At 70.0% G+C, this 26,866-nt stretch carries 23 protein-coding genes; 9 read left to right on the top strand and 14 right to left on the bottom strand.

Going from position 1 to position 26,866, the window contains the following annotated elements; all coding sequences use genetic code 11:
- Positions 1-72: 72 nt before the first annotated feature.
- Both GGR64_RS13215 and GGR64_RS13210 read left to right on the top strand, forming a co-directional pair.
- Positions 73-4,149, top strand: coding sequence for a CHASE domain-containing protein (locus GGR64_RS13215; protein WP_184646424.1), 4,077 nt, complete (start codon positions 73-75; stop codon positions 4,147-4,149).
- A 22-nt stretch (positions 4,150-4,171) separates the two neighbouring features.
- Positions 4,172-5,215, top strand: a complete 1,044-nt coding sequence (locus tag GGR64_RS13210; RefSeq protein ID WP_184646422.1) for an HD domain-containing phosphohydrolase — start codon at positions 4,172-4,174, stop codon at positions 5,213-5,215.
- A 223-nt stretch (positions 5,216-5,438) separates the two neighbouring features.
- On the opposite strand, the gene rlmKL is transcribed toward GGR64_RS13210, so the two are convergent.
- The gene (gene rlmKL / locus GGR64_RS13205; RefSeq protein WP_184646420.1) at positions 5,439-7,613 is read right to left on the bottom strand and encodes a bifunctional 23S rRNA (guanine(2069)-N(7))-methyltransferase RlmK/23S rRNA (guanine(2445)-N(2))-methyltransferase RlmL; all 2,175 of its coding nucleotides are present in this window, start codon (positions 7,611-7,613) and stop codon (positions 5,439-5,441) included.
- A 329-nt stretch (positions 7,614-7,942) separates the two neighbouring features.
- Positions 7,943-8,872, bottom strand: a complete 930-nt coding sequence (locus GGR64_RS13200; protein ID WP_221236216.1) for an AraC family transcriptional regulator — start codon at positions 8,870-8,872, stop codon at positions 7,943-7,945.
- An 89-nt stretch (positions 8,873-8,961) separates the two neighbouring features.
- Here GGR64_RS13200 and GGR64_RS13195 point away from each other — a divergent pair, with 89 nt between their 5' ends.
- Complete coding sequence (locus tag GGR64_RS13195; protein ID WP_184646416.1) at positions 8,962-9,792, top strand: oxidoreductase; 831 nt, start codon at positions 8,962-8,964, stop codon at positions 9,790-9,792.
- Positions 9,793-9,983: 191 nt separating this feature from the next.
- On the opposite strand, the gene GGR64_RS13190 is transcribed toward GGR64_RS13195, so the two are convergent.
- The 4 genes from GGR64_RS13190 to GGR64_RS13175 all read right to left on the bottom strand — a co-directional run bounded on the left by GGR64_RS13190 (position 9,984) and on the right by GGR64_RS13175 (position 13,301).
- Positions 9,984-11,597: an ABC-F family ATP-binding cassette domain-containing protein gene (locus tag GGR64_RS13190; RefSeq protein ID WP_184646414.1), complete on the bottom strand. Its 1,614-nt coding sequence runs from the start codon at positions 11,595-11,597 to the stop codon at positions 9,984-9,986.
- Between the two features lie 170 nt (positions 11,598-11,767).
- Positions 11,768-12,289 carry an N-acetyltransferase gene (locus tag GGR64_RS13185; protein WP_160965783.1) on the bottom strand — a complete coding sequence of 174 codons (522 nt, stop codon included), beginning with the start codon at positions 12,287-12,289 and terminating at the stop codon, positions 11,768-11,770.
- A complete protein-coding gene (locus GGR64_RS13180) occupies positions 12,286-12,813 on the bottom strand; it encodes an alpha/beta fold hydrolase (RefSeq protein WP_160965781.1) in 528 nt (175 codons plus the stop codon). Before GGR64_RS13180 ends, GGR64_RS13185 begins: the two co-directional genes overlap by 4 nt.
- The gene (locus tag GGR64_RS13175) at positions 12,810-13,301 is read right to left on the bottom strand and encodes an MOSC domain-containing protein (protein WP_184646412.1); all 492 of its coding nucleotides are present in this window, start codon (positions 13,299-13,301) and stop codon (positions 12,810-12,812) included. The genes GGR64_RS13180 and GGR64_RS13175 overlap by 4 nt, the downstream gene beginning before the upstream one ends.
- A 22-nt stretch (positions 13,302-13,323) precedes the next feature.
- Between GGR64_RS13175 and GGR64_RS13170 the strand changes: the two genes are divergently transcribed.
- Entirely contained in the window at positions 13,324-13,914 is a 591-nt protein-coding gene (locus tag GGR64_RS13170; protein WP_184646410.1) for an N-acetylmuramoyl-L-alanine amidase, read from the top strand.
- Positions 13,915-13,997: 83 nt separating this feature from the next.
- On the opposite strand, the gene GGR64_RS13165 is transcribed toward GGR64_RS13170, so the two are convergent.
- From GGR64_RS13165 to GGR64_RS13150, 4 genes are all read right to left on the bottom strand, one after another.
- Positions 13,998-14,903, bottom strand: coding sequence for a DUF1684 domain-containing protein (locus GGR64_RS13165; RefSeq protein ID WP_184646722.1), 906 nt, complete (start codon positions 14,901-14,903; stop codon positions 13,998-14,000).
- Between the two features lie 87 nt (positions 14,904-14,990).
- The gene (locus GGR64_RS13160) at positions 14,991-15,872 is read right to left on the bottom strand and encodes a sulfurtransferase (RefSeq protein WP_184646408.1); all 882 of its coding nucleotides are present in this window, start codon (positions 15,870-15,872) and stop codon (positions 14,991-14,993) included.
- A complete protein-coding gene (locus GGR64_RS13155; protein WP_160965771.1) occupies positions 15,869-16,669 on the bottom strand; it encodes a DUF1289 domain-containing protein in 801 nt (266 codons plus the stop codon). Before GGR64_RS13155 ends, GGR64_RS13160 begins: the two co-directional genes overlap by 4 nt.
- A gap of 113 nt (positions 16,670-16,782) precedes the next feature.
- Positions 16,783-17,484 (bottom strand): FKBP-type peptidyl-prolyl cis-trans isomerase, encoded by a 702-nt coding sequence (locus tag GGR64_RS13150; RefSeq protein ID WP_160965769.1) that lies wholly within the window; start codon positions 17,482-17,484, stop codon positions 16,783-16,785.
- Between the two features lie 160 nt (positions 17,485-17,644).
- Here GGR64_RS13150 and GGR64_RS13145 point away from each other — a divergent pair, with 160 nt between their 5' ends.
- Genes GGR64_RS13145 through nth form a run of 3 tightly spaced genes read left to right on the top strand, consistent with a single transcriptional unit; the run spans position 17,645 to position 19,511 of the window.
- The gene (locus GGR64_RS13145) at positions 17,645-18,427 is read left to right on the top strand and encodes an enoyl-CoA hydratase-related protein (protein ID WP_184447504.1); all 783 of its coding nucleotides are present in this window, start codon (positions 17,645-17,647) and stop codon (positions 18,425-18,427) included.
- Between the two features lie 11 nt (positions 18,428-18,438).
- Positions 18,439-18,837 carry a hypothetical protein gene (locus GGR64_RS13140; RefSeq protein ID WP_160965765.1) on the top strand — a complete coding sequence of 133 codons (399 nt, stop codon included), beginning with the start codon at positions 18,439-18,441 and terminating at the stop codon, positions 18,835-18,837.
- Positions 18,834-19,511, top strand: a complete 678-nt coding sequence (gene nth / locus GGR64_RS13135; protein ID WP_184646406.1) for an endonuclease III — start codon at positions 18,834-18,836, stop codon at positions 19,509-19,511. The genes GGR64_RS13140 and nth overlap by 4 nt, the downstream gene beginning before the upstream one ends.
- Before the next feature lie 386 nt (positions 19,512-19,897).
- On the opposite strand, the gene GGR64_RS13130 is transcribed toward nth, so the two are convergent.
- From GGR64_RS13130 to GGR64_RS13115, 4 genes are all read right to left on the bottom strand, one after another.
- On the bottom strand, positions 19,898-21,463 hold the full coding sequence (locus GGR64_RS13130) for a SulP family inorganic anion transporter (RefSeq protein ID WP_184646721.1): 1,566 nt from the start codon (positions 21,461-21,463) through the stop codon (positions 19,898-19,900).
- A gap of 19 nt (positions 21,464-21,482) precedes the next feature.
- A complete protein-coding gene (locus tag GGR64_RS13125; protein ID WP_160965761.1) occupies positions 21,483-22,172 on the bottom strand; it encodes a carbonic anhydrase in 690 nt (229 codons plus the stop codon).
- A 102-nt stretch (positions 22,173-22,274) separates the two neighbouring features.
- On the bottom strand, positions 22,275-22,592 hold the full coding sequence (locus GGR64_RS13120; RefSeq protein ID WP_184646404.1) for a hypothetical protein: 318 nt from the start codon (positions 22,590-22,592) through the stop codon (positions 22,275-22,277).
- A gap of 195 nt (positions 22,593-22,787) precedes the next feature.
- Entirely contained in the window at positions 22,788-24,038 is a 1,251-nt protein-coding gene (locus GGR64_RS13115) for a porin (protein WP_160965758.1), read from the bottom strand.
- 258 nt (positions 24,039-24,296) lie between these two features.
- Here GGR64_RS13115 and pstS (GGR64_RS13110) point away from each other — a divergent pair, with 258 nt between their 5' ends.
- Both pstS (GGR64_RS13110) and pstS (GGR64_RS13105) read left to right on the top strand, forming a co-directional pair.
- On the top strand, positions 24,297-25,310 hold the full coding sequence (gene pstS / locus GGR64_RS13110) for a phosphate ABC transporter substrate-binding protein PstS (RefSeq protein ID WP_160965756.1): 1,014 nt from the start codon (positions 24,297-24,299) through the stop codon (positions 25,308-25,310).
- Between the two features lie 284 nt (positions 25,311-25,594).
- A complete protein-coding gene (gene pstS / locus GGR64_RS13105; protein WP_184447499.1) occupies positions 25,595-26,692 on the top strand; it encodes a phosphate ABC transporter substrate-binding protein PstS in 1,098 nt (365 codons plus the stop codon).
- Positions 26,693-26,866 lie beyond the last annotated feature (174 nt).

Genomic DNA, 26,866 nt, shown 5'->3' with positions numbered 1-26,866 from the left:
ACGCCATTCCGCAATCGGTCGGGGGAAAGCCGATGCGCGTGCCGAATGCGCGTTCGCCAAAGGAAGGGGAGCATGTCGAAAAAACGCCGGACACCCGTCGCCGGTCCTGCGCGACCGGCGCGGCTCGCCGCCCTGGCCGTGCTGGCCATCGGGTTGCTTGCCGCGCTGCTGATCGCGCACGGCGTGCAACAACGCAACCGCGCCCAGGCGCAGGCGCGGTTCCAGCAACTGGTCACGCATGTGACCAGCGATCTGCGGCAACGCCTGGACGTGTACGAGCATGGCCTGCGCGGCGCGCGCGGCGCGGTGATCGCGGCCGGCGGCGAGCGCATCTCGCGCGAGCGCTTCGCCCGCTACAGCGCTTCGCGCGACTACCTGCGGGAGTTTCCCGGCGTGCGCGGCTTCGGCTACGTGCAACGGGTGGCGCGTGCCGACGAGGCCGCGTTCCTGCAGCAGGTGCATGCCGACGGCGCGCCGGCGCTGCGGATCGGCGAACTGGCTCCGCACACCGGCGACCGCTTCGTCATCGTCTACATCCAGCCGACGCGGTCCAACAACGCCGCGGAGGGCTTCGACATCGCGTCGGAGCCGAGGCGGCGCGCGGCCGCGATCGCCGCCGCGCGCTCGGGCGTTCCCACGATCACCGCGCCGGTGCAACTGGTGCAGACGCCGGGCAAGGGCAAGGGCGGCTTCCTGCTGCTGTTGCCGCTGTACCGCGAAGGCCTGCCGCTGCAGACCCCGGAACAACGCTGGCAGGCCACCACCGGCTGGGCCTACGCGCCATTGAGCATCGCCGAGGTGCTGGCCTCCTCCGACGACCACAGCAACGCCGTGCGCCTGAGCCTGGCCGACAGCCAGACGCCGACACAGCCGTTCTACCGTGATGCCGCCCCTGCGCCCGCGGCCGACGCCCCCGCCGCCGAACGCAGCGTGCAGGTCTATGGGCGGCACTGGCGACTCGGCGCGCAGGCCACGCCCGGCTTCGTGCGCTCGCTCGACCAGCCCTCGCCGCTGCTGGCAGGCGTGCTGACCGCGGGCATCGCGCTCCTGCTCGCCTCCCTGCTCTATGTCTTCTTGACCAGCCGGCGCCGCCGCGACCTGATCTTGAGCGAGCAGAGCCAACTGGCAGCCCTGGTCGCCGGCACCAGCGAGGCGATCGTTGCCGAAGACCTGCAGGGCCAGATAACCCACTGGAACCCTGCGGCGACGCGCATCTTCGGCTACACCCCGGAGCAGGCCATCGGCCAGCCGCTGCAGCAGTTGCTCGGCGCGCGGATCCGCGATCCGGCCGACAGCGGGGACGGAGTGCGCGAACTGCGTCATCGCGACGGTCACACGGTCAGCGTGCTGGCCAGCGTTTCGCCGATCGTCGGGACCGGTGGCGACATCATCGGGCATTCGCACCTGCTGCACGACGTCACCGAGCAAGTGCGCGCTCAGGCAAGGGTGCTGGAACTGAACGCCACGCTGGAGCAACAGGTGGCCGAACGCACCAGCGAACTGGTCACCTATTCGGCGCTGCAGCGCGCGATCCTGACCAACGCCGGCTACGCGATCGTCGCCACCGACCCGGATGGCGTCATCACCTTGTTCAACCCTGCCGCCGAAACCCTGCTCGGCTACGCCGCGCACGAAATGATCGGGCGCAAGGCCACCGGCCTGTTCCTGGACGCGGAACAACTGAGCGCGCGCGCCGAGCGCATGGCGGCGCAATCGGGCATGCCGGTGCAGCCCTCGTTCGAATCGGTGGCGGCGCTGTCCACGCTGGGACGCAGCGATACCCGCGAGTGGACCTACCTGAGCAAGGACGGCCATGCCTTCCCGGTGCTGCTCACCCTTAGCACGCTGCGCGACGACGACGACCGGGTGATCGGCTACCTCGGCATCGCGGTCGATCTCACCGAGCAGAAACGCCGCGAGCGCGAGCTGCGGCTGGCCATCGACGCGGCCGAGAGCGCCAACCAGTCCAAGAGCGACTTCCTGGCCAACATGAGCCACGAAATCCGCACGCCGATGAACGCGATCCTGGGCATGCTGTACCTATTGCGGCACAGCGCCCTGTCGCAGGCGGCGCAGGACATGATCCAGAAGATCGAGCTGTCCGCGCGCAACCTGCTGGAGATCATCAACGACATCCTCGACTTCTCCAAGATCGAGTCCGGGCGCATCGACCTGGAATCGGCGCCGTTCGATCTCAACGAGTTGCTGGAGAACATTGCCGCACTGATGACCTCGGCGACCAGCGCCAAGCCGGTGGAGATGATCGTCGAGCCACTGCCGCCGGGCTGCCGCTGGCTGCGCGGCGATGCGCTGCGCCTGAACCAGGTGCTGATCAACCTGGTGGGCAACGCCATCAAGTTCACCGAACAGGGCGAGGTGGCGTTGTCGGTCCGCGCCTTCCCCGGTGCCGAACCCGGCAAGCTCAAGCTACTGTTCTCGGTGCGCGACACCGGTATCGGCATCCCGCGCGAGAAGCAGAGCCTGATCTTCTCGCCGTTCCTGCAGGCCGATACCTCCACCAGCCGCCGCTACGGCGGCAGCGGCCTGGGCCTGACCATCAGCCGGCGCCTGGTGGAGCTGATGGGCGGGCAACTGGAAGTCCAGAGCGCACCCGGCCAGGGCAGCGATTTCTACTTCGTCATTCCGTTCGCGGTGGCGCCGGCGCCGGCCGCCGATGCCGAACCGGCGCAGGCGCGGCGGGTGCTGATCGCCGACGACCACGATCTGGTACGACGCAGCCTGACCGACATCGCCAACGGCTTCGGCTGGCAGGTGGAAGCGGTGTCCAGCGGCACCGCCGCACTGGCCGCCGCCGCGCCGGAACGCGCCGAGTTCGACGTGATCCTGCTGGACTGGCGCATGCCGGACCTGGACGGGCTGAGCGTGGCCCAGCGCATCCGCGCGCAATCGGCGCCGGACCGGCAGCCGATCATCGTCATGGTCACCGCCTACGAGCGGCGCATGATCCAGGAGCAGCAACCTGGCGTCGCCGACGTGGATGCGGTGATGACCAAGCCGGTCACCGCCTCGGCCCTGCAGCGCACCATCGCCATGCTGCTGGCGCGCCGCAACGGCGAGATGCCCGCGCCGCAGACCGGCGACGGCATCGTGCGCCTGGCCGGGGCGCGCTTGCTGGTGGTCGACGACAGCGACATCAACCGCGAGGTCGCGCAGCGCATCCTCGAAGGCGAAGGCGCACTGGTCGATCTGGCGCAGGACGGCGCACAGGCGTTGCAGCGGCTACGCCGCGATCCCGGCCGCTTCCACGTGGTGCTGATGGACGTGCAGATGCCGACCATGGACGGCTACGAAGCCACCCGGCAACTGCGCGCCGATCCGGACCTGGCCGCCGTGCCGGTGATCGCCCTCACCGCCGGCGCCTACCGCCAGCAACAAGAGATGGCGCTGTCCAGCGGCATGAACGGCTTCATCGCCAAACCGTTCCAGGTCGACGAACTGATCGCGATCATCCGCCGGTTCCTGCCGCCGAACCTGACCCCGCTGCCGCTACTGCCGCTTGCGCCGCCACCGTCCGCGCTGCCGGCGGACGAATGGCCGGCCAGCGAGCCGGCATTGCTCGATACCGTCCAGGCGCAGCGGCTGTGGGGCGAGCGCGATCCGTATCGGCGCTATCTGCTGAAGCTGTTGCAGGAGTATCCCGATCCGGCGGCGAGCGTGCGCACCCTGCTGGAGGCGCAGCGGCCGGCCGACGCCCTCTCGCTGGTGCACAAGTTGCGCGGCTCGGCCGGATCGCTGGCGTTGCCTGCGTTGAGCGTCGCCAGCGCCGCACTCGAAGAGCGGTTGGCCACGGCGCCGACGCAGGCCGAGGCCGAGATCGCCGCGTTGGCCGCAGCGATGGCCGACACCGCTGCCGAAGTGCTGCGCTTCGCCGATGCCATCCCGGTGGCGACGGCACCTGCGCCAGCAACCGACGCAAAAGTGGACCCGGCGACGCTGCAGGCGTCCTGGTACCAGGTGTTGCAGGCGCTGGACAGCGACGATCCGGATCGCATCGACCACACGCTGCGGCAACTGGCGCCCGTCCTGCCGGCGGCGCAGGCCGCCGAGCTGCAGCAGTTGCTGGAGAATTTTTCCTTCCGCGAGGCCGAGGCCAGAATCAGGCGATGGCTGGCCGATGCACACGACTGAGCGCGCGTAACGAGAGATCACCATGACCCAACCGTGCATCCTGTGTGTCGACGACGAACCCAGCAACCTGGCGCTGATCCGGCAGCTTCTGCGCGAGGACTACGCGCTGGTGTTCGCCAAGAACGGTGCCGAAGCCCTGCGCGGGGTGGCCAAGCACCGCCCGGCGCTGATCCTACTGGACGTTGACCTGCCCGACGTCGACGGCTACACCCTCGCCCGCACCCTCAAGGAAGATGCGCGCAGCGCGGCGATCCCGATCATCTTCGTCACCGGCAAGGACAAGGCCACCGACGAGAGCATCGGGTTCGATGCCGGCGGCGTGGACTACATCACCAAGCCGTATTCGCCGAGCATCCTGCGCGCGCGGGTGCGCACCCACCTGTCGCTGGTCAGCGCCACCATCCTCGCCGACAGCCACCGCGACGCGATCGAGATGCTGGGCATGGCCGGCCACTACAGCGACTCGGACACCGGCACCCACATCTGGCGCATGGCCGCCTACGCCCGTGCGCTGGCGCTGGCCGCCGGCTGGTCGCGCGAGGACGCCGATCTGCTGGAACAGGCCGCGCCGATGCACGACACCGGCAAGATCGGCATTCCCGATGCGGTGCTGAAGAAGCCCGGTCCGCTGGACGCCGCCGAGTGGCAGGTGATGAAGCGGCACCCGCGGATCGGCTACGACATCCTCAGCCGCAGCAGCGCGCCGCTGTTCCGCCTCGCCGCCGAGGTCTCGCTGTACCACCACGAGCACTGGGACGGCGGCGGCTACCCGGCCGGCGTCTCCGGCACGCAGATTCCCGAATCGGCACGCATCGTGGCGCTGGCCGACGTGTTCGATGCCCTCACCTCGCCGCGCCCGTACAAGGACGCGTGGCCGCTGGAACAGGCGATGGAGCTGTTCCGCGAAAAGGCAGGCAGCCAGTTCGAGCCGCGCCTGGTGCAGTTGTTCGAGGCGATCCTGCCGCAGATCCTGCAGATCCAGCAGTACTGGAGCGAGCGCGAGGCGGAGGAAGACCTGCCGCAACGCGGCAAGGCGCAGGCCACGCTGCGGCACCACGGCAGCTGATATAAGCCCCTCTCCCCCCGGGAGAGGGGTTGGGGTGAGGGTACGGCGCGAAGCGACTCGCAGAGATGGAGGACACGAGGCTTCGCCCGTACCCTCATCCGCCCCTTCGGGGCACCTTCTCCCGGATGGAGAAGGAACAGCGCACTACGCTCCGCGACGGGCGTTACCGGTAACGCCATCGCGCTGAAGCCGCTCCCACAAAAACAGACGCGGCGCCGCGCGCTCAGCGCCGCTGCAAGCGCCAGGCGCGGTGGATGCGCGGGTTGCGCTCGAAATCGGCGTCGATGGTCTGCGCGCTGATCTCCTCGCACACCGCGAACTCGGCCAGCGCGTTCTCGTCCAGCTTGAAGCGGCGGAAATTGTTGGAGAAGTACAGCACGCCTTCGGGCATCAGCCGCGCCACCGCCGCGCGCAACAGCCGCACATGCTCGCGCTGGATGTCGAAATCCTCGGCGCGCGCGGAGTTGGAGAAGGTCGGCGGGTCGCAGAAGATCACGTCGTAGCGGTTCTTTTCCGCTTCCAGCCAGCTCAGCGCGTCGGCCTGCACCAGCCGGTGCTGGGCGCCGCCCTTGCCGTTGAACGCCAGGTTGTCGGCGCACCACTGCAGGTAGGTGCCGGACAGATCCACGCTGGTGGTGGAATCGGCGCCGGCTACCGCCGCCTGCACGCTGGCCACGCCGGTGTAGCAGAACAGGTTGAGGAAGCGCTTGCCGCGCGCCTGCTGCGCCATCACCCCGCGCAGCGGACGGTGGTCGAGGAACAGTCCGGTATCCAGGTAGTCGAACAGGTTCACCCGCAGCAGCGCGTCGTGCTCGCGCACCACCAGGAACTCGCCGCGCTGTTCGAAGCGGCCGTACTTGCTGCCGCCCTTGCCGCGCTCGCGGGTCTTCAGCGCCACCTGTTCGGCCGGCACCGCGAACACCTCGCGCACGGCCGCCAGCAGTTCGTTACGGCGGCGGCGCACGTCCACATCGGGAATGCTGTCCGGCGCCGCATACTCCTGCACGTGCAGGAAAGTGCGCGCCTGGCCGCCGTCCTCCTGGTACACGTCGATTGCCGCCGCGTACTCGGGCAGGTCGGCATCGTAGGCGCGGTAGCAACTGATCCGCTCGCGCGTGCGCCAGGTCTTGAACTTGCGCAGATTCTTGCGCAGGCGGTTGGCGACCATCTGCGCGCCATCGCTGAGCGCACGCGGTTCTTCGCTGGCACCGGCCCGCGGCGCGATCGCGATCGGGTCGCAGACGATCAGCGGGCATTCCAGCGCGCCGTTGAACATCTGGTACTTCTTGGCCGCGCGCAGGCCGGTGGCATAGGCCAGTTCGTCGCTGCCGCACAGCAGGCTGGCGCGCCACTGCGGCACCGCGCGCTTGAGCGCATCGCCCAGGCGCCGGTACAGCGCCGCGTCGGCGGCCAGGCGCTCGTCGTAGGGCGGGTTGCACACCACCGTACCCAGTGCCTGCGCCGGCGCAGGCAACGCGACGACGTCGTGCACGGCGAAGGCGATCGCCTCGACCACGCCAGCCGCCAGCGCATTCTCGCGCGCCGCGCGCAGCGCATGCGGATCGATGTCGCTGCCGTACAGCACCGGCCGCAACGCGGCACGACCCAGCTGGGCTCGCTGCCGCGCCTCGGCCAACAACCCGCGCCAGGCCGCCACATCGAACCCCAGCCAGCGGCTCGGCGCGGCGTCCGCATCGGCGTCGCCGCGCTGCTGCGCCGCCAGTTCGCCACGCAGCAGGCCCGGTGCGACATCGGCGGCCATCAGCGCGCCTTCGATCAGCAGCGTACCGCTGCCGCACATCGGATCCAGCAGGCCACCGCCTTGTGCATACAGCGCCGGCCACTGCCCGCGCAGCAGCACCGCCGCGGCCAGGTTCTCCTTCAGCGGCGCCTCGTTCTGCGCCTGGCGCCAGCCGCGCCGATGCAGCGAGCCGCCGCCCAGGTCCACCGACAGCGTGGCGCGGCCCTTGCGCAGCGACAGGTTCAGGCGCAGGTCCGGGTGCTCCACGTCCACCGACGGCCGCTCCAGGCCCTCGCCGCGCAGCGTGTCCACCACCGCATCCTTGACCCGCTGCGCCGCGAAGCGCGCGTGGGTGATGCCGGTGCCGGACACATGCGCGTCCACCGCCAGGGTGTGCTGCGGCGCCAGATGGTTGCGCCACGGCAGCGCGGCGACGCCGGCGTACAACGCCGCCTCGTCGGGGCAGTCGAAGGACTGCAATGGCCACAGCACGCGGCTGGCCAGGCGCGACCACAGCACCGCACGCTGCGCGTCCTGCAGGGTGCCTTCGGCATTGACCCCGGCGACGGTGGCGGTGGCCTGCGCCGCGCCGAGCGCGAGCAGTTCATCGACGAGCAGGTATTCCAGGCCCTTGGCACAGGAGACGAAGAATTTCACGGAAGGCGGACCAGGACAGACGGGAGGGAGGCACGGCGGACACCGCGCGCGTGGCGCATCGCAGCGCCGGATCCGGCGTTGCCGCGGCCGCGGATCGGGGGTGAGCACGCGAACGCGCCGCACCGCAACGGCGCGCAGAATACCACAGGGCCTGTGCGCCCCTGCCTGCCGCGCAACGCCCTGGCGTCGTGCGCGCCGCGACCGTCACTGGCCTCGCGCACCTGGTACAGCGACGTCGCCCGTTGCCGCTCGCGCCGCGACCGACCCGCGCCGTGGCAGGTGTGCCGGCGGCGCCACGGACACTGCAGCCTTGGCGCGCGCCGCATCGCTCAATGCGAGGCCACGAATCCGGCGCCGGGCATGGCCGGCAGTACCGCGAAATCGGCGCGCAGGCGCCGTGCCTCCGCCATCGGCGGCCGGCCGAACAGACGTTTGAACTCGCGGGTGAACTGCGATGCGCTCTCATAGCCCACCGCGTGGCCGGCGGCCGCGGCGGTCATGCCCTCGCGTGCCATCAGCAGGCGTGCCTGGTGCAGGCGGATCGATTTCAGATACTGCATCGGCGCGACCTGGGTCACCGCCTTGAAATGCGCATGGAACGAGGGCGTGCTCATCCCGGCCTCGCGGGCCAGCTGCGCGACGTCGAGCCGTTGGGCGTGGTCACGGTGGATGCGCCGCAGGGCGCGACCGATGCGGCCGAAGTGGCCCTGTTGCGCCAGCGCCGCGCGCAGCCCGTGGCCTTGCGGGCCCGTCAGCACGCGGAAGTACAGCTCGCGCACGAGGGCGCAGCCGAGGATCGCCGCGTCCAGCGGACGGCTCAGCACCTGCAGCAGGCGCTGCACGATCTGCCGCAAGGTGTCGTCCATCGGACTGGACACCATGCTCGCCGGCGCCTGCGCCTCCGGCACCGGACCGACCTGGTCGAGCTCGACCAGCAGCCCCGCCGCAAGCGGGAAGTCCAGATGCAGGTACAGCGCCAGCAACGGCCGCTCCGCGCTGCCGTCGGACTGCATGGTGAAGGGCACCGGGACGGCGACGGACAGATAGTGCTGCTCGTCGTAGACGAACACCGACTCGCCGAAATGGCCGCGCTTGGCGCCCTGGCAGACGATGACGATGCCCGGGTCGTACAGCACCGGCGTGTCGGTCAACGGCCGGTCCGAACGCAGCACCCGCACATCCGGCAATGCGGTCAGGTTGTAGCCCTCCTGCGGCGCCAGGGCACGCAGCAATTCCACGGTACTGGCGACGGCAGTCATAGAAACAGGCAAGGATTGCAGAGATCGCGGCATCGGACCGGCGCGTCGATCATCGCATCATTCGCCGCTCATCCCCTCAGGAGCGTGCCATGACGCCGAAGAAAACCTTGCTCATCACCGGCGCCAGCAGCGGCTTCGGCCGCGCACTGGCCCAGGCGGCGCTGGCGGCCGGACATCGCGTCGTCGGCACCGTGCGCAGCGCGCAGGCGCGGCAGGAGGTCGAGGCGCTGGGCGCGGCGGCGCTCGCCCGTGTGCTGGACGTCACCGACGTCGACGCCATTCCCGGCATCGTCACCGAGATCGAAGCCACGGTCGGGCCACTGGACGTGCTGGTCAACAATGCCGGCTACGGCCACGAGGGAATCCTGGAGGAATCGCCGCTGGACGCCCTGCGCCGCCAACTCGAGGTCAACGTGGTCGGCGCCGTGGCGATGATGCAGGCGGTGCTGCCCTCCATGCGCCAGCGGCGCCGCGGGCACATCGTCAACATCACCTCGATGGGCGGCTTCATCACCATGCCCGGCATCGCCTACTACTGCGGCAGCAAGTTCGCGCTGGAGGGCATTTCCGAGGCATTGGGACAGGAGGTCGCCGCGCTGGGCATCCACGTGACGGCGGTGGCGCCGGGGTCGTTCCGCACCGACTGGGCGGGCCGCTCGATGGTCAGGACGCCGCGCAGCATCGCCGACTACGATGCGCTGTTCGATCCGATCCGCGACGCCCGCCAGGCCAAGAGCGGCCGCCAGCTCGGCGACCCGGCCAAGGCCGCGCAGGCCATGCTGGCGCTGATCGACGCGCCTGCGCCGCCCGCGCACCTGCTGCTGGGCAGCGACGCGCTGGCCCTGGTAAGCGCCAAGCTCGACCGCCTGAAGGCGGATATCGCCGCATGGGAGGCGGTGAGCCGTTCCACCGATGCCTGAGCGAGCACCGACGGATCGCCTGGCGAGGCGCAACCTCGCCACCATCGCCCCACGGTGCAGGCAGCAGCGCCGCAGGGAGCCACGACGCGCGGGCGCATTGGCCGTCGCCCCCCTTTCCCGCACGCTGCACAACCGCCAAGCCGCCGGACGACACGAATACGCCGCCAGCGCGGCGACGCCGCCGCATCCACTCACCACGGCGTCAGCCGCCACGCCTCGGAATCGGCCTGCAGGCGCTGTTGCAGGCGCAGCGTGTCCAGGAAGTCCGCATCGTGCGACACCACCAGCAGCGCGCCGGGATACTGCAACAGCACGGCGCGCAGCGCGTCGCGAGCCTCGCGGTCCAGGTGGTTGTCCGGCTCGTCCAGCAACAACAACTCGGCCGGCGGCGTGCGGTAGAAGGCGCACGCCAGCGCGGTCTTCAGCCGTTCGCCGCCGCTGAGCTGGCCGCAGGCCACGCCGATGCGCTGCGCGTCCAGGCCGAGCAGGGCCAGCCGCGTGCGCAGCTCGGCGAGCGCGATGCCGGGTGCCGCGGCCTGCACCTGTGCCAGCGCGGTGGCGGCCGGGTCCAGCAGCATCAACGACTGGTCCAGATAGGCGCTGGCGGCGCGCACCCGGCAACTGCCGGACAGCGCCGCCACCTGCCCGGCCAGCGCGCGCAGCAGGGTCGACTTGCCGCTGCCGTTCGCTCCCACCACGCCGATCCGTGCCCTGCCCTGCACCACCAAGTCCAGCGGCTGCCGTGTCGCCGGCGCGAACGGCAGTCGCAGCGCCTGCAGCTCGACCAGGCGGCGGCTGGCCGCATCGGCCGGCGGCGGCGCGAACAGCGCCACCGGCGCATCGGGCTGCACCTGGCGCGCGGCCTCGGCGATCCGCGCCAGGCTGCGCGCCTGCGTGGCCTGGTGGTCGCGCACGCGCTTGCCGGCGCTGTCCTGGCTGCGCTGCTTCTGCCGGCCGAGCAGGATCGGCGCCTGGTTGGCCGTGCCGGCCTGCTGCCGGCCACGTGCGCTACGGCGCTGCTGTCGATCGTGCTGCGCCTGCCAGGCGACGCTGTCGCGCGCGTGCTGCAGCTTGTGCTGTGCCAGTTCCGCCTGCGCGGCGTCGCGCTCGCGCGCCCGGCACTGCAGGTAGAACGCATAGTCGCCGCCGTAGTCGCGCAGCCCGCCAGGCGACAGTTCCAGCGTGCGCTGCATGTCCTGCAGCAGCAGCGCATCGTGGCTGATCACCAGCAGGCCGCCCGGCCAGCGCTGCAGCGCCTCGCGCAGGCGCTGGCGCTGCACCGCGCCCAGGTGCAGGGTCGGCTCGTCCAGGATCAGCGCATCGGCATCGGCCAGCCAGGCGCCGATCAGCGCCACCCGCATCGCCTCGCCGCCGCTGAGCGTGTTGGCCAAGCGTTGCGGCTCCAGCGCGCCCAGGTCGTGCGCATGCAGCTGCGCCTGCAGGCGCTGGGCGATGTCCCAACGCTCGCCGAGCGCGTCGAAATCCGCCACGTCGGCGCTGCCGGCCTCGATCCGTGCCAGCGCCCGCAACGCAGCGCCCACGCCGGCCAGGTCGGCGACGGTGGCGTGCGGCGCCGGCGCAATCTGCTGCGGCACGTAATGCAGGCGGCCGTGGCGCACGCAGCGTCCGGCGCTGGGGGTCAGTTCGCCGGCGAGCAGGCGCGCGAACACGCTCTTGCCGACGCCGTTGCGGCCGACCAGGCCGGTGCGCCGCGCATCGAGCGCGAAGTGCAGATCGGAAAACAGGATCCTGCCGTCGGGCAGAACATGGGTCGCGCTGTCCAGCGCAAGCAGCGGATGCGTCATGGGAACCTCCATGGATGCCGGTCGTGCCCGCCGAGAGATCGGCAGGAAGGACGAAGGCCGTCGCGAAGACGGCGGCATCAATGGCGCATCGGCGGAGTTCCTCGATGGGTGGGACGCGGGACGATGCTAGCGCACCGCGCGCCCGAAGGGCCACGGCGCGCCGCGCTGGCTCAGGCAGCGGACAGGAACGCCGGGTGGTAGGCCACCTCGGCCATCGGCGGCAGGCGCTCGCCGAAGGCCAGCGCCTGGAAGGCATCCAGCGGCGCACCCGGCAGGGTCAGCCCGGGTTCCGGGCTGAAACCGAAACGTGCGTAGTACGCCGGGTCGCCCAGCACCACGCAGCCGGCCGCGCCCAGCGCCTGCAACTGCGCCAGCGCCTCGCGCACCAGCCGCGTGCCCAGGCCCTGGCGTTGGTGGCCTGGTCCCACCGACAGCGGCCCCAGGCCGTACCAGCCGCGGCTGCCGTCGGACAGGCTCACTGGCGACACCGCGACGTGGCCGACGACGTAACCGTCGTGCTCGATCACCAGCGACAGGGTCAGCGCGCCGTCCGCGCGCAGCCGTTCGATGATGGCCTGCTCGTCGTGGCGGCTGTCTGCGACGCGGAAGAAAGCGACCAGGGTCAGCGCCTCGATCGCCGCCGCGTCGGCCGGCCGCTCGGCGCGCAGCAGCAGCGCATCGGATGCGCTCACAGGCGCTCCAGCAGTTCGGCGAAGGCCTGCGCCGAGGTCGCCACGTGCTCGCCCAGGCGGTGCGTGTCGTCGACCAGCAGCAGCCGCGCGGCGCGCGCCTGCGCCCAGGCGATCACCTCGCCGGCGGGAATCAGTTCGTCGCGCCAGGCGTGCACCACCGAGATCGGCACCGCTGCCGCATCCAGCGCCGGCATGTGGCCCATCCGCGTCGGCGGCACCATCAGGAACAGGCCGCGCACCGGCACGTGCAGCGACACCTGCGCGGCGATGTAGGCGCCGAGACTGGAACCGGCCAGAACGACTGGTCCGCGCTGCGCCGCGGCCTGCGCCAGTTCCAGCAGGCGCTGCAGCCGCGTCGGCACGTCGCCGAGCGGGCTGATGTCGCGGCGCGCGTCCAGGTCGGTGTAGTCCGGGCGCGAATGGCTCCAGCCCAGGCGTTCCGCCACCTCGGCCAATGCGGTCACCTTGATCGCGTCCGGCCCGCTCTCGAAGCCGTGCGAGAGGATGCAGTGGCCGCGGCTCACAGCGCCACCACCGCATCGCCCAGCCGCAGCGTGCCGCCGTGCACGATACGCGCGCACAGCCCGCCGTGGCCGCGCATGGCGTTATAGCCGCCCGGCCCCAGCGCCTGCTCCATGCGCGAACACGGATCGCATGGCGCGATGCCTTCCAGCTCGACCTCGCCGATCCGGAAACGGCGCCCCTTCAGGGCGATCAGCGGAATGCCGGAGACCACCACGTTGCGTCGCAGGGTGGCCGGCGCCACTGCCGCATGGCCGGCCAGCGCGGCGATCGCCGGCAGGTGTTCGGCCTGGATCAGGGTCACGCCGCGCTTGCCGTTGCGGCCGGCGTAGCGGTCGCCGTGCAGGCCGCCCTCGGTCTGCGCCGCAGCGGCGTCGACTTCGTACATCGGCACGTCGCGCGCCGGGCGCAGGCCGATCCATTCCACGCGTCCGGCGCGCGGCAGTGTGGCCAGCAAGGTCGCCAGCGGGCTTTCGGAATTCAAGGTCATCGGCGAATGCTAGCATCCGCGCATGCCGCCCACCTCGCCGTTGCCGATCCACGATGCGCCCCTGCCCTACGTCGGACTGCTGGAGGAGCGTGCGCCGGACAGCATCACCCTGGCGGTGATCCACTGCACCGAACTACCGGACCTGGCCAGCGCGCGCCTGTACGGCGAACGCGTGCTGTATCCGTCGGGCACCGGCAACAGCGGCCATTTCTACATCGATCGCGACGGCAGCGTGCACCGCTACGTGCCGCTGCAGCGCGTCGCGCACCACGTGCGCGGCTACAACCAACAGTCGCTGGGCATCGAACTGGTCAACCGCGGGCGCTATCCGCTGTGGCTGGATTCGCGCCACCAGGCGATGACCGAGGACTACGCTCCGGCGCAGATCCAGGCGCTGATCCGGCTGTTGCAGCAGTTGCGCACGGAACTGCCGCACCTGCGCCACATCGCCGGACACGAGGCACTGGACCGCAGCCTGGAACCGGCCAGCGACGATCCGACGCGGCAGGTACAGCGCAAGCTCGATCCGGGACCCCGCTTCCCGTGGCCGCAGGTGCTGGAGGCGGTGGCGCTGGCGCCGTATGCGCCACCCGTTGATCGCGCCCCAGCGTAGGAGCGGCTTCAGCCGCGACCGGACTTCACCGGGAACGGTCCGGTCGCGGCTGAAGCCGCTCCTACGCGATTTTCCACGCGCGCTCAACGCGCGCCGACGTAGTTCTTCTCGCCGGCGGTCACCGCCACGTCCAGGCGATTGCCGACCGGCGCCAGCGGACACACCACGTGCGAGGTGAACGCGCATGGCGGGTTCTGCGCCAGATTGAAGTCCAGCACGATGCGGTCGCCCTGCGGCGTCGGCACGAACAGATAACGAGCGCCGCCATAGCTCTCGCGGCCGCTGGTGCGATCGGAGAACGGCAGGAACAGGCGCTGGCTGGCGCCGTCGCGCAGCACCTGCAGGCGGTAGCGCCGCCCCTGCAGAACGAATTCTGCGCTGCCGACCAACGCCAGCGGCTGCGGCGTCCCGATCGAGGTGAGCAGCACCATCGCCTGCGGCGCCGGCACCGGATGCCAGTCGGCCACCACCCGCCACCGCGGATCGATCGGGAAGTAGTCGATGCCGGGGAAGCGTTCGCGCGCCGGCGCTTGCGGATCGCGGAAGCGCCAGCCGAACAGGTTGCCGGTGCGCACCACGTAGAACTCCTGCGCACCCAGCATCAAGCGGGTCTGGGTGTCGTGCGCCGCGTCGGTCTCCAGGCGGCCACCAGCGAACGGTTGCCCGTTCACCTGCACCGTCGCGTCCGCCGCGGGCTGGAAATGCACGCCGTCCTGCAGATCCACCTGCAGCACGCCCAGATGCGCCGGACCGGCCGGCAACTGCACGTCGTTGTCGGGTGCGCTGCCGACCCGGTGCAGGCCGCTGTGCAGGCGGCCGGAGCCGGTGAAACTCAACCAGCCCGACGGTGCGCGCAGCGTCGCCAGGCGCTGCGCGCGGCCTCGCTGCACAGATTCGCGATAGTGCGTGGCCGATTGCGCGCGTGGCGAGGCATCGGCGCCATCGGCCGCCGCGCGTCGGTCGCCGCAGGCGGCCAGGCCCAACAGCATCGCCAGCCCGCAGGCCTCACGCCAACGCATGGTGCCGCCCCGGTCGCGTGTCATCGTGCATGCGTTCCGTATGCGCCGACGCCGGCCCTAGCCGATGGCGCGCGGCCGCGCCGGATCGGCGATCCAGCCGCTCCAGGAGCCGGCATAGACGCGCGCGCCGTGCAGGCCGGCGTGTTCCAGCGCCAGCAGCAGATGGCAGGCGGTGACGCCCGAGCCGCACATCAGCACCACCTCGCGCGGATCGCGGCCCTGCAGCAGCGGCTGCAACTCCGCGCGCAGTTCCTGCGCCGGGCGCAGGCGACCGTCGCGCAGGTTCTGCGCCAGCGGCCGGTTGAGCGCGCCCGGCACGTGCCCGGGCAGCGGGTCGATCGGCTCCACCTCGCCGCGGAAGCGTTCGCCGGGGCGCGCATCGAACAACCAGCCCGGCGCCTCGTGCAAGCGTGCGGCGACCTCCTCGGCAGAGACGATGCGCGCCGCATCGAAGGCCTGCGGATACGGCGGCAGCGGCGACGGCGCGGTGACCGCGTCGGTTTCCGGCAGGCCCAGCCGGCGCCATTCGGCCAGGCCGCCGTCGAGCACGGCTACACGGCGATGGCCGAGCAGTCCCAACATCCACCACAAGCGGGCGGCAGCCATGCTGCCGTCGCCGGCGTCGTACACCACCACCTGGTGCTGCGGGCCGATACCCCATTGCCCCAGGGTGCGCGCGAACGCCGCGGCGTCCGGCAGCGGGTGCCGGCCCAGGCCAGGACGGCCGAGATCGGACAGATCGGCGTTGAGATCGGCGTAGACCGCGCCGGGCAGGTGCGACTGCGCATACGCCGCACGTGCCGCCGCGGCGGCGCTCGGATCGAGCAGCGCGGCTGGCGCGAAGCGCGCGTCGACCAGACGCAGATCGGGATCGTCCAGCGCCGCCGCCAGCGTCGGCGCCTCGACCAGGGTGTGCCATGCGGGGGACGGTGCGGTCATGCGGTTTGCTCCAATCGGCGGCGCAGGTTGAGCAGGATCGCCGCGGTCGCGCCCCAGATCCGCTGGCCGGGCCAGCCGTACTCCAGCACGACCCGCGGGCGTCCGCGGTAATCGGTCTCGATGCTGCGCAGGTTGTCCGGCGCCATCAGGTAGGCCAGCGGCACCTCGAACACCTCCGCCACTTCGCCCGGATGCGGCTGCGGCACGAAGCGCGGATCGATCGCCGCGACCACCGGCATCACCCGGAAGCCGCTGATGGTGACGAACGGATCCAGGTAACCCAACGGCTCGGCCTGCGTCGCCGCCAGCGCGATCTCTTCCTCGCTCTCGCGCAGCGCCGCGGCCACCGCATCGGCGTCGCTCGCCTCGATGCGGCCGCCGGGGAAACTGACCTGGCCGCCGTGGTGACGCAGGCTGTCGGTGCGCCGGGTCAACAGCACATGGGTGCCATCGGCGCGCGGCACCAGGCCGGCCAGCACTGCGGCTTCCACCGGCGCGCCATCCGGCAGCAGGTCCTGCAATTCGTGGTGGTTCCAGCCCGGCCCCGCTGGCGGCTGCTGCAATGGGTGCAGCGCGCGCAGCAGATGCGCGCGTTCGGCCAGACGCTGCGCCGGCGACGGCGACCAGCCGCGGCCCGGCAGCACCTCGTCCATGTAGCGGCGGCGTTCGGCGTCGCTCATGCCGCGCCAGCCTGCGATTTCGTCGCCGCTGCGCAGGCAGCCCACGCAATAGCCCTGCGCATCGAGACGGCAGATACCGATGCAAGGCGTGAGCGGGGCATGCGGAACGGGATCCATCGGATTCGACACCTTGCCAGCCTAGCGCGATTCGTCGGCGCCGTCGTTGCCTGCCAAAAAAAATTGCGCCGGCATCGCTGCCGGCGCAATCGTCGTGCACTGAAACAGCGTGCTTACTTGACGCTGACCAGCTTGATCTCGAACTGCACCGCCACGTTCGGCGGGAACGGCGTACGCGGGTCGGCACCGTAGGCCTTGTCCGGCGGCAGGGTCACTTCCCACTTGGAGCCGGCCGGCATCTGCAGCAGCGTGTCACGCATGGCCTGCATCTCGACTTCGCTGACCTTGATCGACGGAATCTGCTGCGCCGGACGCGCCTGCGCCGGACGCTGGCCGAACGGATACGGACCAGCCACTTCCAGCTGCACCGTGCTGGCCTGGGTCGGCTTGGCGCCCTTGCCGGCCTCGATCACGCGGTACTGCACACCGCTGGGCAGCGTCTGCACGCCAGCCTTGGCCTTGTTCTGGGCCATGAACTGGTCGCTCTTGGTCTTGTTCTCGGCAGCGGCCTTCTCGTAGTCGGCCTTGGCCTGCTGGGCGCGGGCCTGCTCGCGCTTCTGGAACGCTTCCACCGCCGGCTTCAGCTGGTCGGCGCTGACCGCCGGCTGCTTCTTGGCGTAGGCGTCCTGCAAGCCCTTCACCACCGCATTGATATCGAGCTGCTCGCCGCGGCCGGTGAGTTCGGCAAGGTTGTTGCCGTAGTCGTAGCCGAAGTAATAGCTCAGCTTGCCCTTCTCGGACGAGGTGTCCTGGGCGAACGCATTGCCGCTCAGGGCGAGGGCCGCGACAGCGACCGCAATAGAACGCAACTTCATCAAACAATTCTCCAGGGTGGTGGCACAGGGCGGCCCGTGCCGCCTGAGATGACGCGTTAGGATAGCCGCCGCGGCGCGTAACCGCTACCGACGACGCTGCTCTGACTGGCGCGGCCCGCCCAGAGTTCCCATTACTTTTTTTTAACAACCAGGAATGCACATGTCCGGCACGCCGGTCCTCGCCGATACCCAGGGTGCGATCCGCATCCTCACCGTGAATCGAGCCGACAAGCTCAACGCCTTGAATCGCCAGGTTTTGCAGACACTGGAAACGGCCTTCGCCGAGGCCGCGGACGACCCGCAGATCCGCGTGGTGGTGCTGACCGGCGCCGGCGAGAAGGCCTTCGTGGCCGGCGCCGACATCGCCGAAATGAACGAACTGACACCGGTGCAGGGCCGCGATTTCTCGCAGCTCGGCCAGCGCCTGATGCGCCGGATCGAGCGCATGCCCAAGCCGGTGCTGGCGATGGTCAACGGTTTCGCCCTCGGCGGCGGGCTGGAACTGGCGATGGCCTGCCACCTGCGCGTCGCCGCCGAGGGCGCGCGACTGGGCCAGCCGGAGATCAACCTCGGGCTGATTCCCGGCTTCGGCGGCACGCAGCGCCTGCTGCGGCTGGTCGGCCGCGCCGCGGCGCTGGAACTGTGCCTGCTCGGCGCGCCGATCGACGCGACGCGCGCGCTGCAACTGGGCCTGGTCAACCGGGTGGTGACGGCCGACGACCTGCGTGCGACCACGCTGCAGTTGGCGCAGCAACTGGCCGAGTCCGCACCGCTGGCGTTGCGCGGCATCCTCGACGCGATCCAGATCGGCGGCGAAAGCGCGATCGAACAGGGGCTGGAGTACGAGACCGCACAGTTCGGTTTGCTGTTCTCCAGCGAGGACATGCGCGAGGGCACCCGCGCCTTCCTGGAGCGGCGCCCGCCGCAGTTCCGCAACCGCTGAGCCCGCGCACGATGTCGCACGCCCCCGCTCCCGCCACGCCGCTGCAGTTGCTGCGCTGGATCCTGGACGACGATCTGGATGCCGCGATCGACGGCGGCCTGATGGAGTACCGCGGCACCGACCCCGGCGACGATGGCCTGGACCCGGCGCATCCACAGCTGCGCGCGCAGGTGCTCGCCGCGCAGCAGCGCCTGCGCGAGGCGTGGGCCGCGCGCGCGCGCTACCGGGCGCGCACTGCGCGGCTGGAACGCCGTGCCAACGCGCGTCAGGCACGGCGTGCGGCAGCCATACCGGTTGCCTCGACCTCGGCCGCAACCACGGCCGCACCGAGCGCGCCGGCCCTGCCCGCGGCGGCCGCGGCGATCCTGGCCCGCGCCAAGGCCAAGGCCGCGCAGCGAGGCGGCCGATGAGCGCGACCGCCGGCACGCCTGCACGGCGCGGACGCCTGCTGAGCAAGGACGAGATCCACGAACTGTTCTCGCGCCTGTCCGAACTCAACCCCAGCCCGACCACCGAGCTCGAGTACACCACGCCGTTCGAACTGCTGATCGCGGTGATCCTCTCCGCGCAGGCCACCGATGTCGGCGTCAACAAGGCCACCCGCCGCCTGTATCCGGTGGCGAACACGCCGGCGGCGATCCTGGCGCTGGGCGAGGACGGGCTGAAGCGCTACATCTCCACCATCGGCCTGTTCAACGCCAAGGCCAAGAACGTCATCGCCACCTGCCGCATCCTGGTCGAGCAGCACGGCGGCGAGGTGCCGCATTCGCGCGCCGCGCTGGAAGCGCTGCCCGGGGTCGGCCGCAAGACCGCCAACGTGGTGCTCAACACCGCCTTCGGCGAGCCGACGATGGCGGTGGATACGCACATCTTCCGCGTCGCCAACCGCACCGGGCTGGCCCCGGGCAAGGACGTGCGCGCGGTGGAGGATGCCCTGCTCAAACGCGTACCCGCGCAGTTCCTGCACGACGCGCATCACTGGCTGATCCTGCACGGCCGCTACGTGTGCAAGGCACGCAAGCCCGACTGCCCGCAGTGCGCGATCCGCGACCTGTGCCGGTACAAGGACAAGACGCCGGGTTGAGTGGGCTGCATCAGTGTCTTGAGCATTGGCCGGTGCGGCGCCCGGCAATGTCGGCGCCGGCAACGTATACGCCACGCGACGTCCGCCGCTGCGCTCGTCGCGACTGAAGTCGCTCCTACAATGGCGTTCCGCGAGCCGAAACCTGATGTTGTGGGAGGGGCTTCAGCCCGACAGCAGCCGACACCGTGAACCTATCGCTGCGCTCGTCGCGGTTGAAACCGCTCCTACAACTCCACCTGGAACGCTCGCTGGATGCGGCACTTGTAGGAGCGGCTTCAGCCGCGACACTCTCCGCAGCCAACATTGCCCGCCTGCATTCGTCGCGGCCGAATCCGCTCCCACAGGTGTTCGATGACCAACGAGCGACCGCTGGCCGCGCCCACCGACTACGCCGCACGCTGCCCTTCCACGCGCCGGTCCAGTTCCTTCCAGTCCACCACCAGCGCGCAGCCGCGGGACGCGGCGTTGCGGCTCCAGTCGCGCAGCAGTTCCAGGCACGCGTGGTCGACGTGGCGCAGCCGCGCCACGTCCAGATGCAACTCGGTGTTCGGCGGCAGCCGCTCCAGGGTCCGCGCCATGGTCGGCACGCGCAGGAAGGTGGCCGACCCCTCCAGCGACAGGCGCAACTTGCCAGGACCTGCACCGGCATCCGTGCCGCCGGCGTCTTCGTGCGCATGCACTCCCACCGTCAGCCGCGACTGCTGCAGCGCCAGGCGCAGCAGCGACAACGCAAAACCGATCAGCACGCCGGTCAGCAGGTCGGTGGCGACGATGGCGAAGGTCGTCGCCAGGTAGATCGCAGCGGTGCCGCGGCCGTACGCGGCCAGGTCGCGCACCTGCCCCAGCTTGACCATCTTCAGCCCGGTGTAGACCAGGATGCCGGCCAGGCACGCCACCGGCGTCATCCGCAGCAGCCACGGCAGCAGCAGCGCGAACACCAGCAACCAGCCCGCGTGCAGCATGGTGGAGACGCGGGTGGCCGCGCCGGCCTGCACGTTGGCCGCGCTGCGCACGATCACGCCGGTCATCGGCAACGCGCCGAGCAAACCGCACAGCATGTTGCCCACGCCCTGCGCGGCCAGTTCGCGGTCGTACTGGGTTCGCGGTCCCTGATGCATGCGGTCCACCGCCGCCGCCGACAACAGCGTCTCGGCGCTGGCGATGAAGGCGAAAGTGAGCGCCGACAGCAGCAGCGTGGCATCGAGCACGCCGAGCATGTCGTCCAGGCTCGGCACCCGGATCGCCGAGACCAGGTTGGCCGGCACGTCGACCTTGCGCACATCCAGCCCCTGCGCTTGTACCAGCGCGGTCATCGCCACCACCGCCAACAAGGCGCCGGGGACGAAGCGCAAGCGCTGCGGGCGCAGCCGCTCCCACGCCAGCATGATCGCGATGGTGCCCAGACCGACCAGCAAGGCGGCGCGGCCGACGCCTGCATCCAGCGCGCGCCACAGCGCCGCCGGCAAGGCGGCGAAGTTTTCCAGGCCGCGCGCCTTCGGCGCCGCATCCAGCAGCACGTGCGATTGCGAGGCGACGATCAGGATGCCGATGCCCGAGAGCATGCCGGCGACCACCGCCGGCGAGGTCATGCGGAACCACACGCCGGCGCGGCACAACCCGGCCACCAGCTGGATCGCACCGGCCAGCAGGATCACCGGCCCCAGCGCCGCCACCCCATGCGTGCGCACCAACTCGAATACCAGCACCGCCAAGCCTGCGGCCGGACCGCTGACCTGCAACGGCGAGCCGGCGATCAGCCCGACCACCAGGCCGCCGACGATGCCGGTGATCAGGCCGGCGGCCGGCGGCATGCCCGACGCGATCGCGATGCCCATGCACAGCGGCAAGGCGACCAGGAAGACCACCACCGAGGCCAGCAGGTCGCGACCGAAGGCGCCGCCGCGCAGGTAACGGGCCAGCGCGGAAGCGCCGGCCGGAGCGTGCTCTGTCATCGTTTGCATGGGCGGCTCCTCAGACGGCGACATTGCGCAGGACCGGCGCCAGCCGCGGCGGCGGCGTGGCATCGGGCGGGCGCCGGCCCGCTTCCGGCAGCAACGGTAGGAACCGCCCCTGCTCCGCGTCGAAGGCGCGGATCTCGCCATGGCCGATGTCGTAGATCCAGCCGTGGATGCGCAGCGTGCCGCGCGCCAGCCGCGCCGCCACCACCGGCTGCGTGCGCAGGTGGTCCAGCTGCGACACGACGTTCTCCTCGGTCAGGCAGTGCAGCGCATCCTCGGCATGGGCGGCATGGCCGTGCTGCGCGGCGACCTGGCGCGCGCTGTCGGTGTGCTTGAGCCAGGCCGCCACGGTAGGCACGTCCTGCAGGGATGCGGGATTGAGCACGGCCTTCATCGCGCCGCAATCGGTATGGCCGCAGATCACGATGTGCTCGACCTGCAGCACCGCTACCGCGTACTCGATCGCCGCGACCACGCCGCTGACGTGCTGCGAGTATGGCGGCACCACATTGCCGATGTTGCGGTAGACGAACAGCTCGCCGGGCTGCGCGGCGAACATCAGTTCCGGCATCACCCGCGAGTCGGCGCAGGTGATGAACAGCGTGTGCGGGGTCTGGCCGGCGGCGAGTTGCCGGAACAGCCCGCGTTGACGGGGATAGACCTCGTTGCGGAAATGGCGAAAACCGTCGAGCAGACGTTGCATGGGGGATCTCCAGGCACAGGGGGAGAGAGGCCGTGCCGCACTGGGCACGACGCAGACGCAAACAGCAGAGAAGGATCGGCATCGCCAGCGGCGATGCAGGCGTCAGGCTGGAGAGGGAGGACGCAGCGCGGGACGGCGATAGCTGCGGCCAGGCGCTGCCGATGGCGCCGGCAGGATCGGCCGGATCAGGAGGGTCGGCGGAAACAACGCCGGCGCGACCGCAAGCGGTGCGTCGTGTGGATCGGTATCGGCGGCTGGCGCTTCCAGCTCGGGCGGCACCCCATCGAGGCCAGCGTCGACATCGCCGGCGCAGGCGCTCGCACACAGTGCCGCCGGCACCGCCGCCACGACCGATCCTGCACGGAGCGCGGACAGCGCCAGCAACGCGGTCAACATCAACATGGACAGACGGGCGAGCATGGTTCGACAGTAGGAAGGCGCGTCGTCGATGACAAGTGCTGCGCCGCACAATTCACCGCATCGTCCACGGCGGTCGACGCAAACCGTGAAAGGCACCCCGACACGGGCCCATCGTGCAGGCATCGGCGATCACGCCGCAAAAAAGAAAGGCGGCGCAATGCGCCGCCTTTCGTACAACCTGCGGGAATCCGCGAATCAGAACGACAGGTCGCCCCAGACGCCGAATTCCTTGGTTTCCACGTCGGTCTTCTTGGAGTTGTTGTCCTGGTGCGTGTACTTGTACACGGTGGCCAGCTTCAGGTTCTTCAGCACCGGGAACTCGACGCCGACGTTCCAGTACTTGTCGGCCAGGGTCGGGTCGAGGGTCTTGCTCAGGTCGGTCTTGTCGTAGCGGGCGAAGGCGTTGATGCCGCCGTCGGTCAGCGCCACGCTGCCCCACACCGACCAGCCGCTGGACTTGTCGGTGGCCGGGGTCAGCACGTTGTTGAGGTTCTTGGCCTGGAAGTACTCGCCGCCCAGACGGAAGTTGGAATCGGCGTAGGCGACCATCGCGTCGGCGCGGGTGTAGTCGTGCTGCGCGTCGAGGATGTCGGTTTCCTTGCCGAGCTTGCCCGAGTAGGCGCCGACGGCGATGGCCAGGTTCTGCATCGGCATGTAGGCCACGCGGCCTTCCACGTCCATGCCCTTGCCGCGGGTCGGGTTCTTGTAGCCGGCGCCGTTGACCACCGACATCGCGTAGTTGACCTGCGAGCCCAGGTCGCCGAAGGCGTGCAGGCCCCAGTCGGAGGAGTTGGCGTACTTCAGGCGATCGGTCAGGGTGTTCTCGACGTAGCGGTAGCCGTAGAACTTCTCGACGAACGGCACCCACGGCATGTCGGCGGCACCGATGCGCAGCGCGAAGGCGTCGTCGAACTTGCCCTGCACGTAGGCCTTCTTGACGAACAGCTGGGTATTGGACAGCGCCGAGCTGTACTGGAAGTCGGTGGTCAGGTTGGCCGACCAGATCTCGTTGAAGCTGTGGTCGACGGTCAGGTAGAAGCGCTTGACGTCCAACCCGGTGCCGCTGGCGGCGGTCTTGGCGCCGCCGCTGGTGCGGTCGATGTTGGTCAGGTCGAAGAACATGCGACCGCCGATCTTGTTGTCGTTGACCAGCTTGGCGAGCTTGTCGACCTTGGCGGCGCTGGCCTGCGCCGTTTCGGTCGCCTGGGCCTGCACGACATTCACTTCCGACTGCGCGTCGGACTGCGCCTGCAGGGCTTCGGACTGCGCCTGCAGCTGCTGGACCTGGGTCTGCAGCGCTTCGATCTGGGCCTGCAGCTGCTGCAGCTGGGCAGCGCTGACGGCGGGTGGGTTGCTGCTGGCCTTGGCCTTCGCCGCGAACGCCTGCGGCGCCGACGCGAGGCCGAGGCTGGCGAGAATCGCCGTGGCGAGAAGATGGGAACGCATTAGGATGTCTCCGATGGGTGGTGGCAGGGTGGTATGGGTGCGGTGCGGCCCCAGTGCGATGGCCCGACCATTTGTAAAGATTCCGTCAAAGACATGACGGTTTTGAGTCAACCTCATGTCTGAACGAAGGCACCCCTTGCCGGGAAGGCTGTCACCGGCCTGACATCTGATTTTCTTCAGACGTTCATGAAAAAGTCTTGGAATGCAGCCGATGCCGGCCAGGGGTGCCGGATACCACCTATTTCAGGAGTTCTCCCGATGCGTTCCCTCAAGCTCCGACTGCTGGCAGCCGCCGCGGTCGCTACGTTTTCGCTCGCGGCGCAAGCCACCGATGTCACCGGCGCAGGCTCCAGCTTCGTCTACCCGGTGCTGTCGAAGTGGTCGGCTGCCTATGCCGAGAAAAGCGGCAACCGCGTCAACTACCAGTCGATCGGCTCCGGCGGCGGCATCGCGCAGATCCAGGCGGCCACGGTCGATTTCGGCGCCTCCGACAAGCCGCTGAGCGGCGCAGAGCTGGAAAAGTTCGGCCTGGGCCAGTTTCCGGTCGTGATCGGCGGCATCGTGCCGGTGTTCAACGTGGCGGGCGTGGCCCCGGGCGCGATGAAGCTCGACGGCACCGTGCTGGCCAACATCTTCCTCGGCAAGATCAGCAAGTGGAACGACCCGGCGATCGCCGCGCTGAACCCGGGCCTGGCCCTGCCCGACCTGAAGATCACCATCGTGCACCGCTCCGACGGTTCGGGCACCAGCTTCAACTTCACCAACTACCTGTCCAAGGTCAGCCCGGAGTGGAAGAGCAAGGTCGGTGAAGGCACCGCCGTGCAGTGGCCGGCCGGCATCGGCGGCAAGGGCAACGAAGGCGTGGCCGCCTACGTCAAGCAGATCCGCGGCGGCATCGGCTACGTCGAGTACGCCTACGCGCTGCAGAACAAGCTCAACTACGCCGGCATGAAGAACGCCGCCGGCCGTTTCGTGATGCCGGACGACAAGACCTTCTCCGCCGCCGCCGCCACCGCGGACTGGAAGTCGGCCAAGGACTTCAACCTGATCATGACCAACGCGCCGGGCCAGGACGCGTGGCCGATCACCGCCACCACCTGGGCCATCATGTACAAGAAGGCCAAGAAGCCGGCGTCGTCGAAGGCCGCGCTGGACTTCTTCAAGTGGTCGTTCGAGCAGGGCCAGGCGCAGGCCAAGGCGCTGGACTACGTGCCGCTGCCGGAGCCGCTGGTCAAGCAGATCGAAGCCTACTGGGCGCAGAACATGAAGTAAGCCGGCGTCTCGCCCATCCGGCACTCGCGCGCCGGCACGGCGATACCCCGAAGGCGCGGACCGCAGGGTCCGCGTCTTTTTTTGTCCGGTAACGCGCGGACGCGCAACAGCCAGCCATTGGCGCGCATCCCCCGCCCTGCCACGGCCTTGCGGGACGGCGTGCCTGGCGCATCCCGTGATGGCGTCCGCAACCAATCCGCAAGTCATCTGGCTGTAACAAAAATATCATTTCATAGCGAGCATCCGCCGGATGTCCCGGTGCTCTTCGCTACGGAGTGACCCTCATGAAACTGCAGCCGGCGCGCATTGCCGTCCTGTCCCTCGCCCTGGCCTTCGCCGTCACCGCCTGCCAGCCCGGCAACGGCGACAAGCAGGGTGCCGCCGATACGGCAGGCGGGACGCCCGCTGCCGCCCCGGCCGCCGGCGCCAAGACCGCGGCGGAGATCTCCGGCGCCGGTGCCTCCTTCATCTACCCGCTGATCTCCAAGTGGTCGGCCGACTACAACGCGGCCACCGGCAACAAGATCAACTACCAGTCGATCGGCTCCGGCGGCGGTATCGCCCAGATCAAGGCCGGCACGGTCGATTTCGGCTCCTCCGACAAGCCGCTGGACAGCGCCGAACTGGCCGCGGCCGGCCTTGGCCAGTTCCCCTCGGCGATTGGGGGGGTGGTGCCGGTGGTCAACCTGGACGGCATGGACGCGGGCAAGCTGCGGCTGACCGGCCCGGTGCTGGCCGATATCTTCCTGGGCAAGATCAGCAAGTGGAACGACCCGGCGCTCACCGCGCTGAACCCGGGCGTGACCCTGCCCGACACCAAGATCAACCTGGTGCACCGCTCCGACGGCTCGGGCACCAGCTTCAACTTCACCAACTACCTGTCCAAGGTCAGCCCGGAGTGGAAGGGCAAGGTCGGCGAAGGCACCTCGGTGCAGTGGCCGGGCGGCGTCGGCGGCAAGGGCAACGAAGGCGTGGCCTCGTACGTGCAGCAGATCAAGGGCTCGATCGGCTACGTCGAACTGGCCTACGCGCTGCAGAACAAGATGCCGTACGCGTCGATGCAGAACGCCGCCGGCAACTGGGTGCAGCCCAATGCCGAGAGCTTCGCCGCGGCCGCCGCGTCGGCCGACTGGGCCAACGCCAAGGACTTCAACCTGGTCATCACCAACGCCGCGGGCGCGCAGGCGTGGCCGATCACCGCCACCAACTTCATGCTGATGCACAAGCAGGCCAAGGACCCGGCGCGCAGCAAGGCGACCCTGGCGTTCTTCAAGTGGGCCTTCGAGAAGGGCCAGCCGCAGGCCGACGCCCTGCACTACGTGCCGCTGCCGCCGGAGCTGGTGCAGCAGATCGAGGCGTACTGGGCCAAGGAGTTCAAGTAAGCGCGACAGCGCTTCCGCCCTCGCCGGTGGAAGCACGCGCGCGGACGCGTGAGGCGTCGCGCGCGCGCCGGCACCGGCGCTGCACCGTGCAGCGCCGGTCGCCGTCTCGGCATCACGTACTTCGGACTTTCGGGTTCCCGCCTGTGCGGGAGCGACGCAACCACCCACCGCGCG

This window comes from Xanthomonas sp. 3307 (assembly GCF_014199735.1).
GTDB classification, from domain to species: Bacteria; Pseudomonadota; Gammaproteobacteria; order Xanthomonadales; family Xanthomonadaceae; genus Xanthomonas_A; species Xanthomonas_A rydalmerensis.
The sequence above is the reverse complement of the archived record's forward strand: the minus strand, read 5'-3'. Positions and strand labels throughout refer to the sequence as shown.

Bases quoted from the DNA above. Each gene is read 5' to 3' on its own strand.
- GGR64_RS13215 (WP_184646424.1), top strand. From the start codon at position 73: ATGTCGAAAAAACGCCGGACACCCGTCGCCGGTCCTGCGCGACCGGCG.
- GGR64_RS13210 (WP_184646422.1), top strand. From the start codon at position 4,172: ATGACCCAACCGTGCATCCTGTGTGTCGACGACGAACCCAGCAACCTG.
- GGR64_RS13200 (WP_221236216.1), bottom strand. From the start codon at position 8,872: ATGACTGCCGTCGCCAGTACCGTGGAATTGCTGCGTGCCCTGGCGCCG.
- GGR64_RS13195 (WP_184646416.1), top strand. From the start codon at position 8,962: ATGACGCCGAAGAAAACCTTGCTCATCACCGGCGCCAGCAGCGGCTTC.
- GGR64_RS13190 (WP_184646414.1), bottom strand. From the start codon at position 11,597: ATGACGCATCCGCTGCTTGCGCTGGACAGCGCGACCCATGTTCTGCCC.
- GGR64_RS13175 (WP_184646412.1), bottom strand. From the start codon at position 13,301: ATGACCTTGAATTCCGAAAGCCCGCTGGCGACCTTGCTGGCCACACTG.
- GGR64_RS13170 (WP_184646410.1), top strand. From the start codon at position 13,324: ATGCCGCCCACCTCGCCGTTGCCGATCCACGATGCGCCCCTGCCCTAC.
- GGR64_RS13165 (WP_184646722.1), bottom strand. From the start codon at position 14,903: ATGCTGTTGGGCCTGGCCGCCTGCGGCGACCGACGCGCGGCGGCCGAT.
- GGR64_RS13160 (WP_184646408.1), bottom strand. From the start codon at position 15,872: ATGACCGCACCGTCCCCCGCATGGCACACCCTGGTCGAGGCGCCGACG.
- GGR64_RS13155 (WP_160965771.1), bottom strand. From the start codon at position 16,669: ATGGATCCCGTTCCGCATGCCCCGCTCACGCCTTGCATCGGTATCTGC.
- GGR64_RS13150 (WP_160965769.1), bottom strand. From the start codon at position 17,484: ATGAAGTTGCGTTCTATTGCGGTCGCTGTCGCGGCCCTCGCCCTGAGC.
- GGR64_RS13145 (WP_184447504.1), top strand. From the start codon at position 17,645: ATGTCCGGCACGCCGGTCCTCGCCGATACCCAGGGTGCGATCCGCATC.
- GGR64_RS13140 (WP_160965765.1), top strand. From the start codon at position 18,439: ATGTCGCACGCCCCCGCTCCCGCCACGCCGCTGCAGTTGCTGCGCTGG.
- nth (WP_184646406.1), top strand. From the start codon at position 18,834: ATGAGCGCGACCGCCGGCACGCCTGCACGGCGCGGACGCCTGCTGAGC.
- GGR64_RS13130 (WP_184646721.1), bottom strand. From the start codon at position 21,463: ATGACAGAGCACGCTCCGGCCGGCGCTTCCGCGCTGGCCCGTTACCTG.
- GGR64_RS13125 (WP_160965761.1), bottom strand. From the start codon at position 22,172: ATGCAACGTCTGCTCGACGGTTTTCGCCATTTCCGCAACGAGGTCTAT.
- GGR64_RS13120 (WP_184646404.1), bottom strand. From the start codon at position 22,592: ATGCTCGCCCGTCTGTCCATGTTGATGTTGACCGCGTTGCTGGCGCTG.
- GGR64_RS13115 (WP_160965758.1), bottom strand. From the start codon at position 24,038: ATGCGTTCCCATCTTCTCGCCACGGCGATTCTCGCCAGCCTCGGCCTC.
- pstS (WP_160965756.1), top strand. From the start codon at position 24,297: ATGCGTTCCCTCAAGCTCCGACTGCTGGCAGCCGCCGCGGTCGCTACG.
- pstS (WP_184447499.1), top strand. From the start codon at position 25,595: ATGAAACTGCAGCCGGCGCGCATTGCCGTCCTGTCCCTCGCCCTGGCC.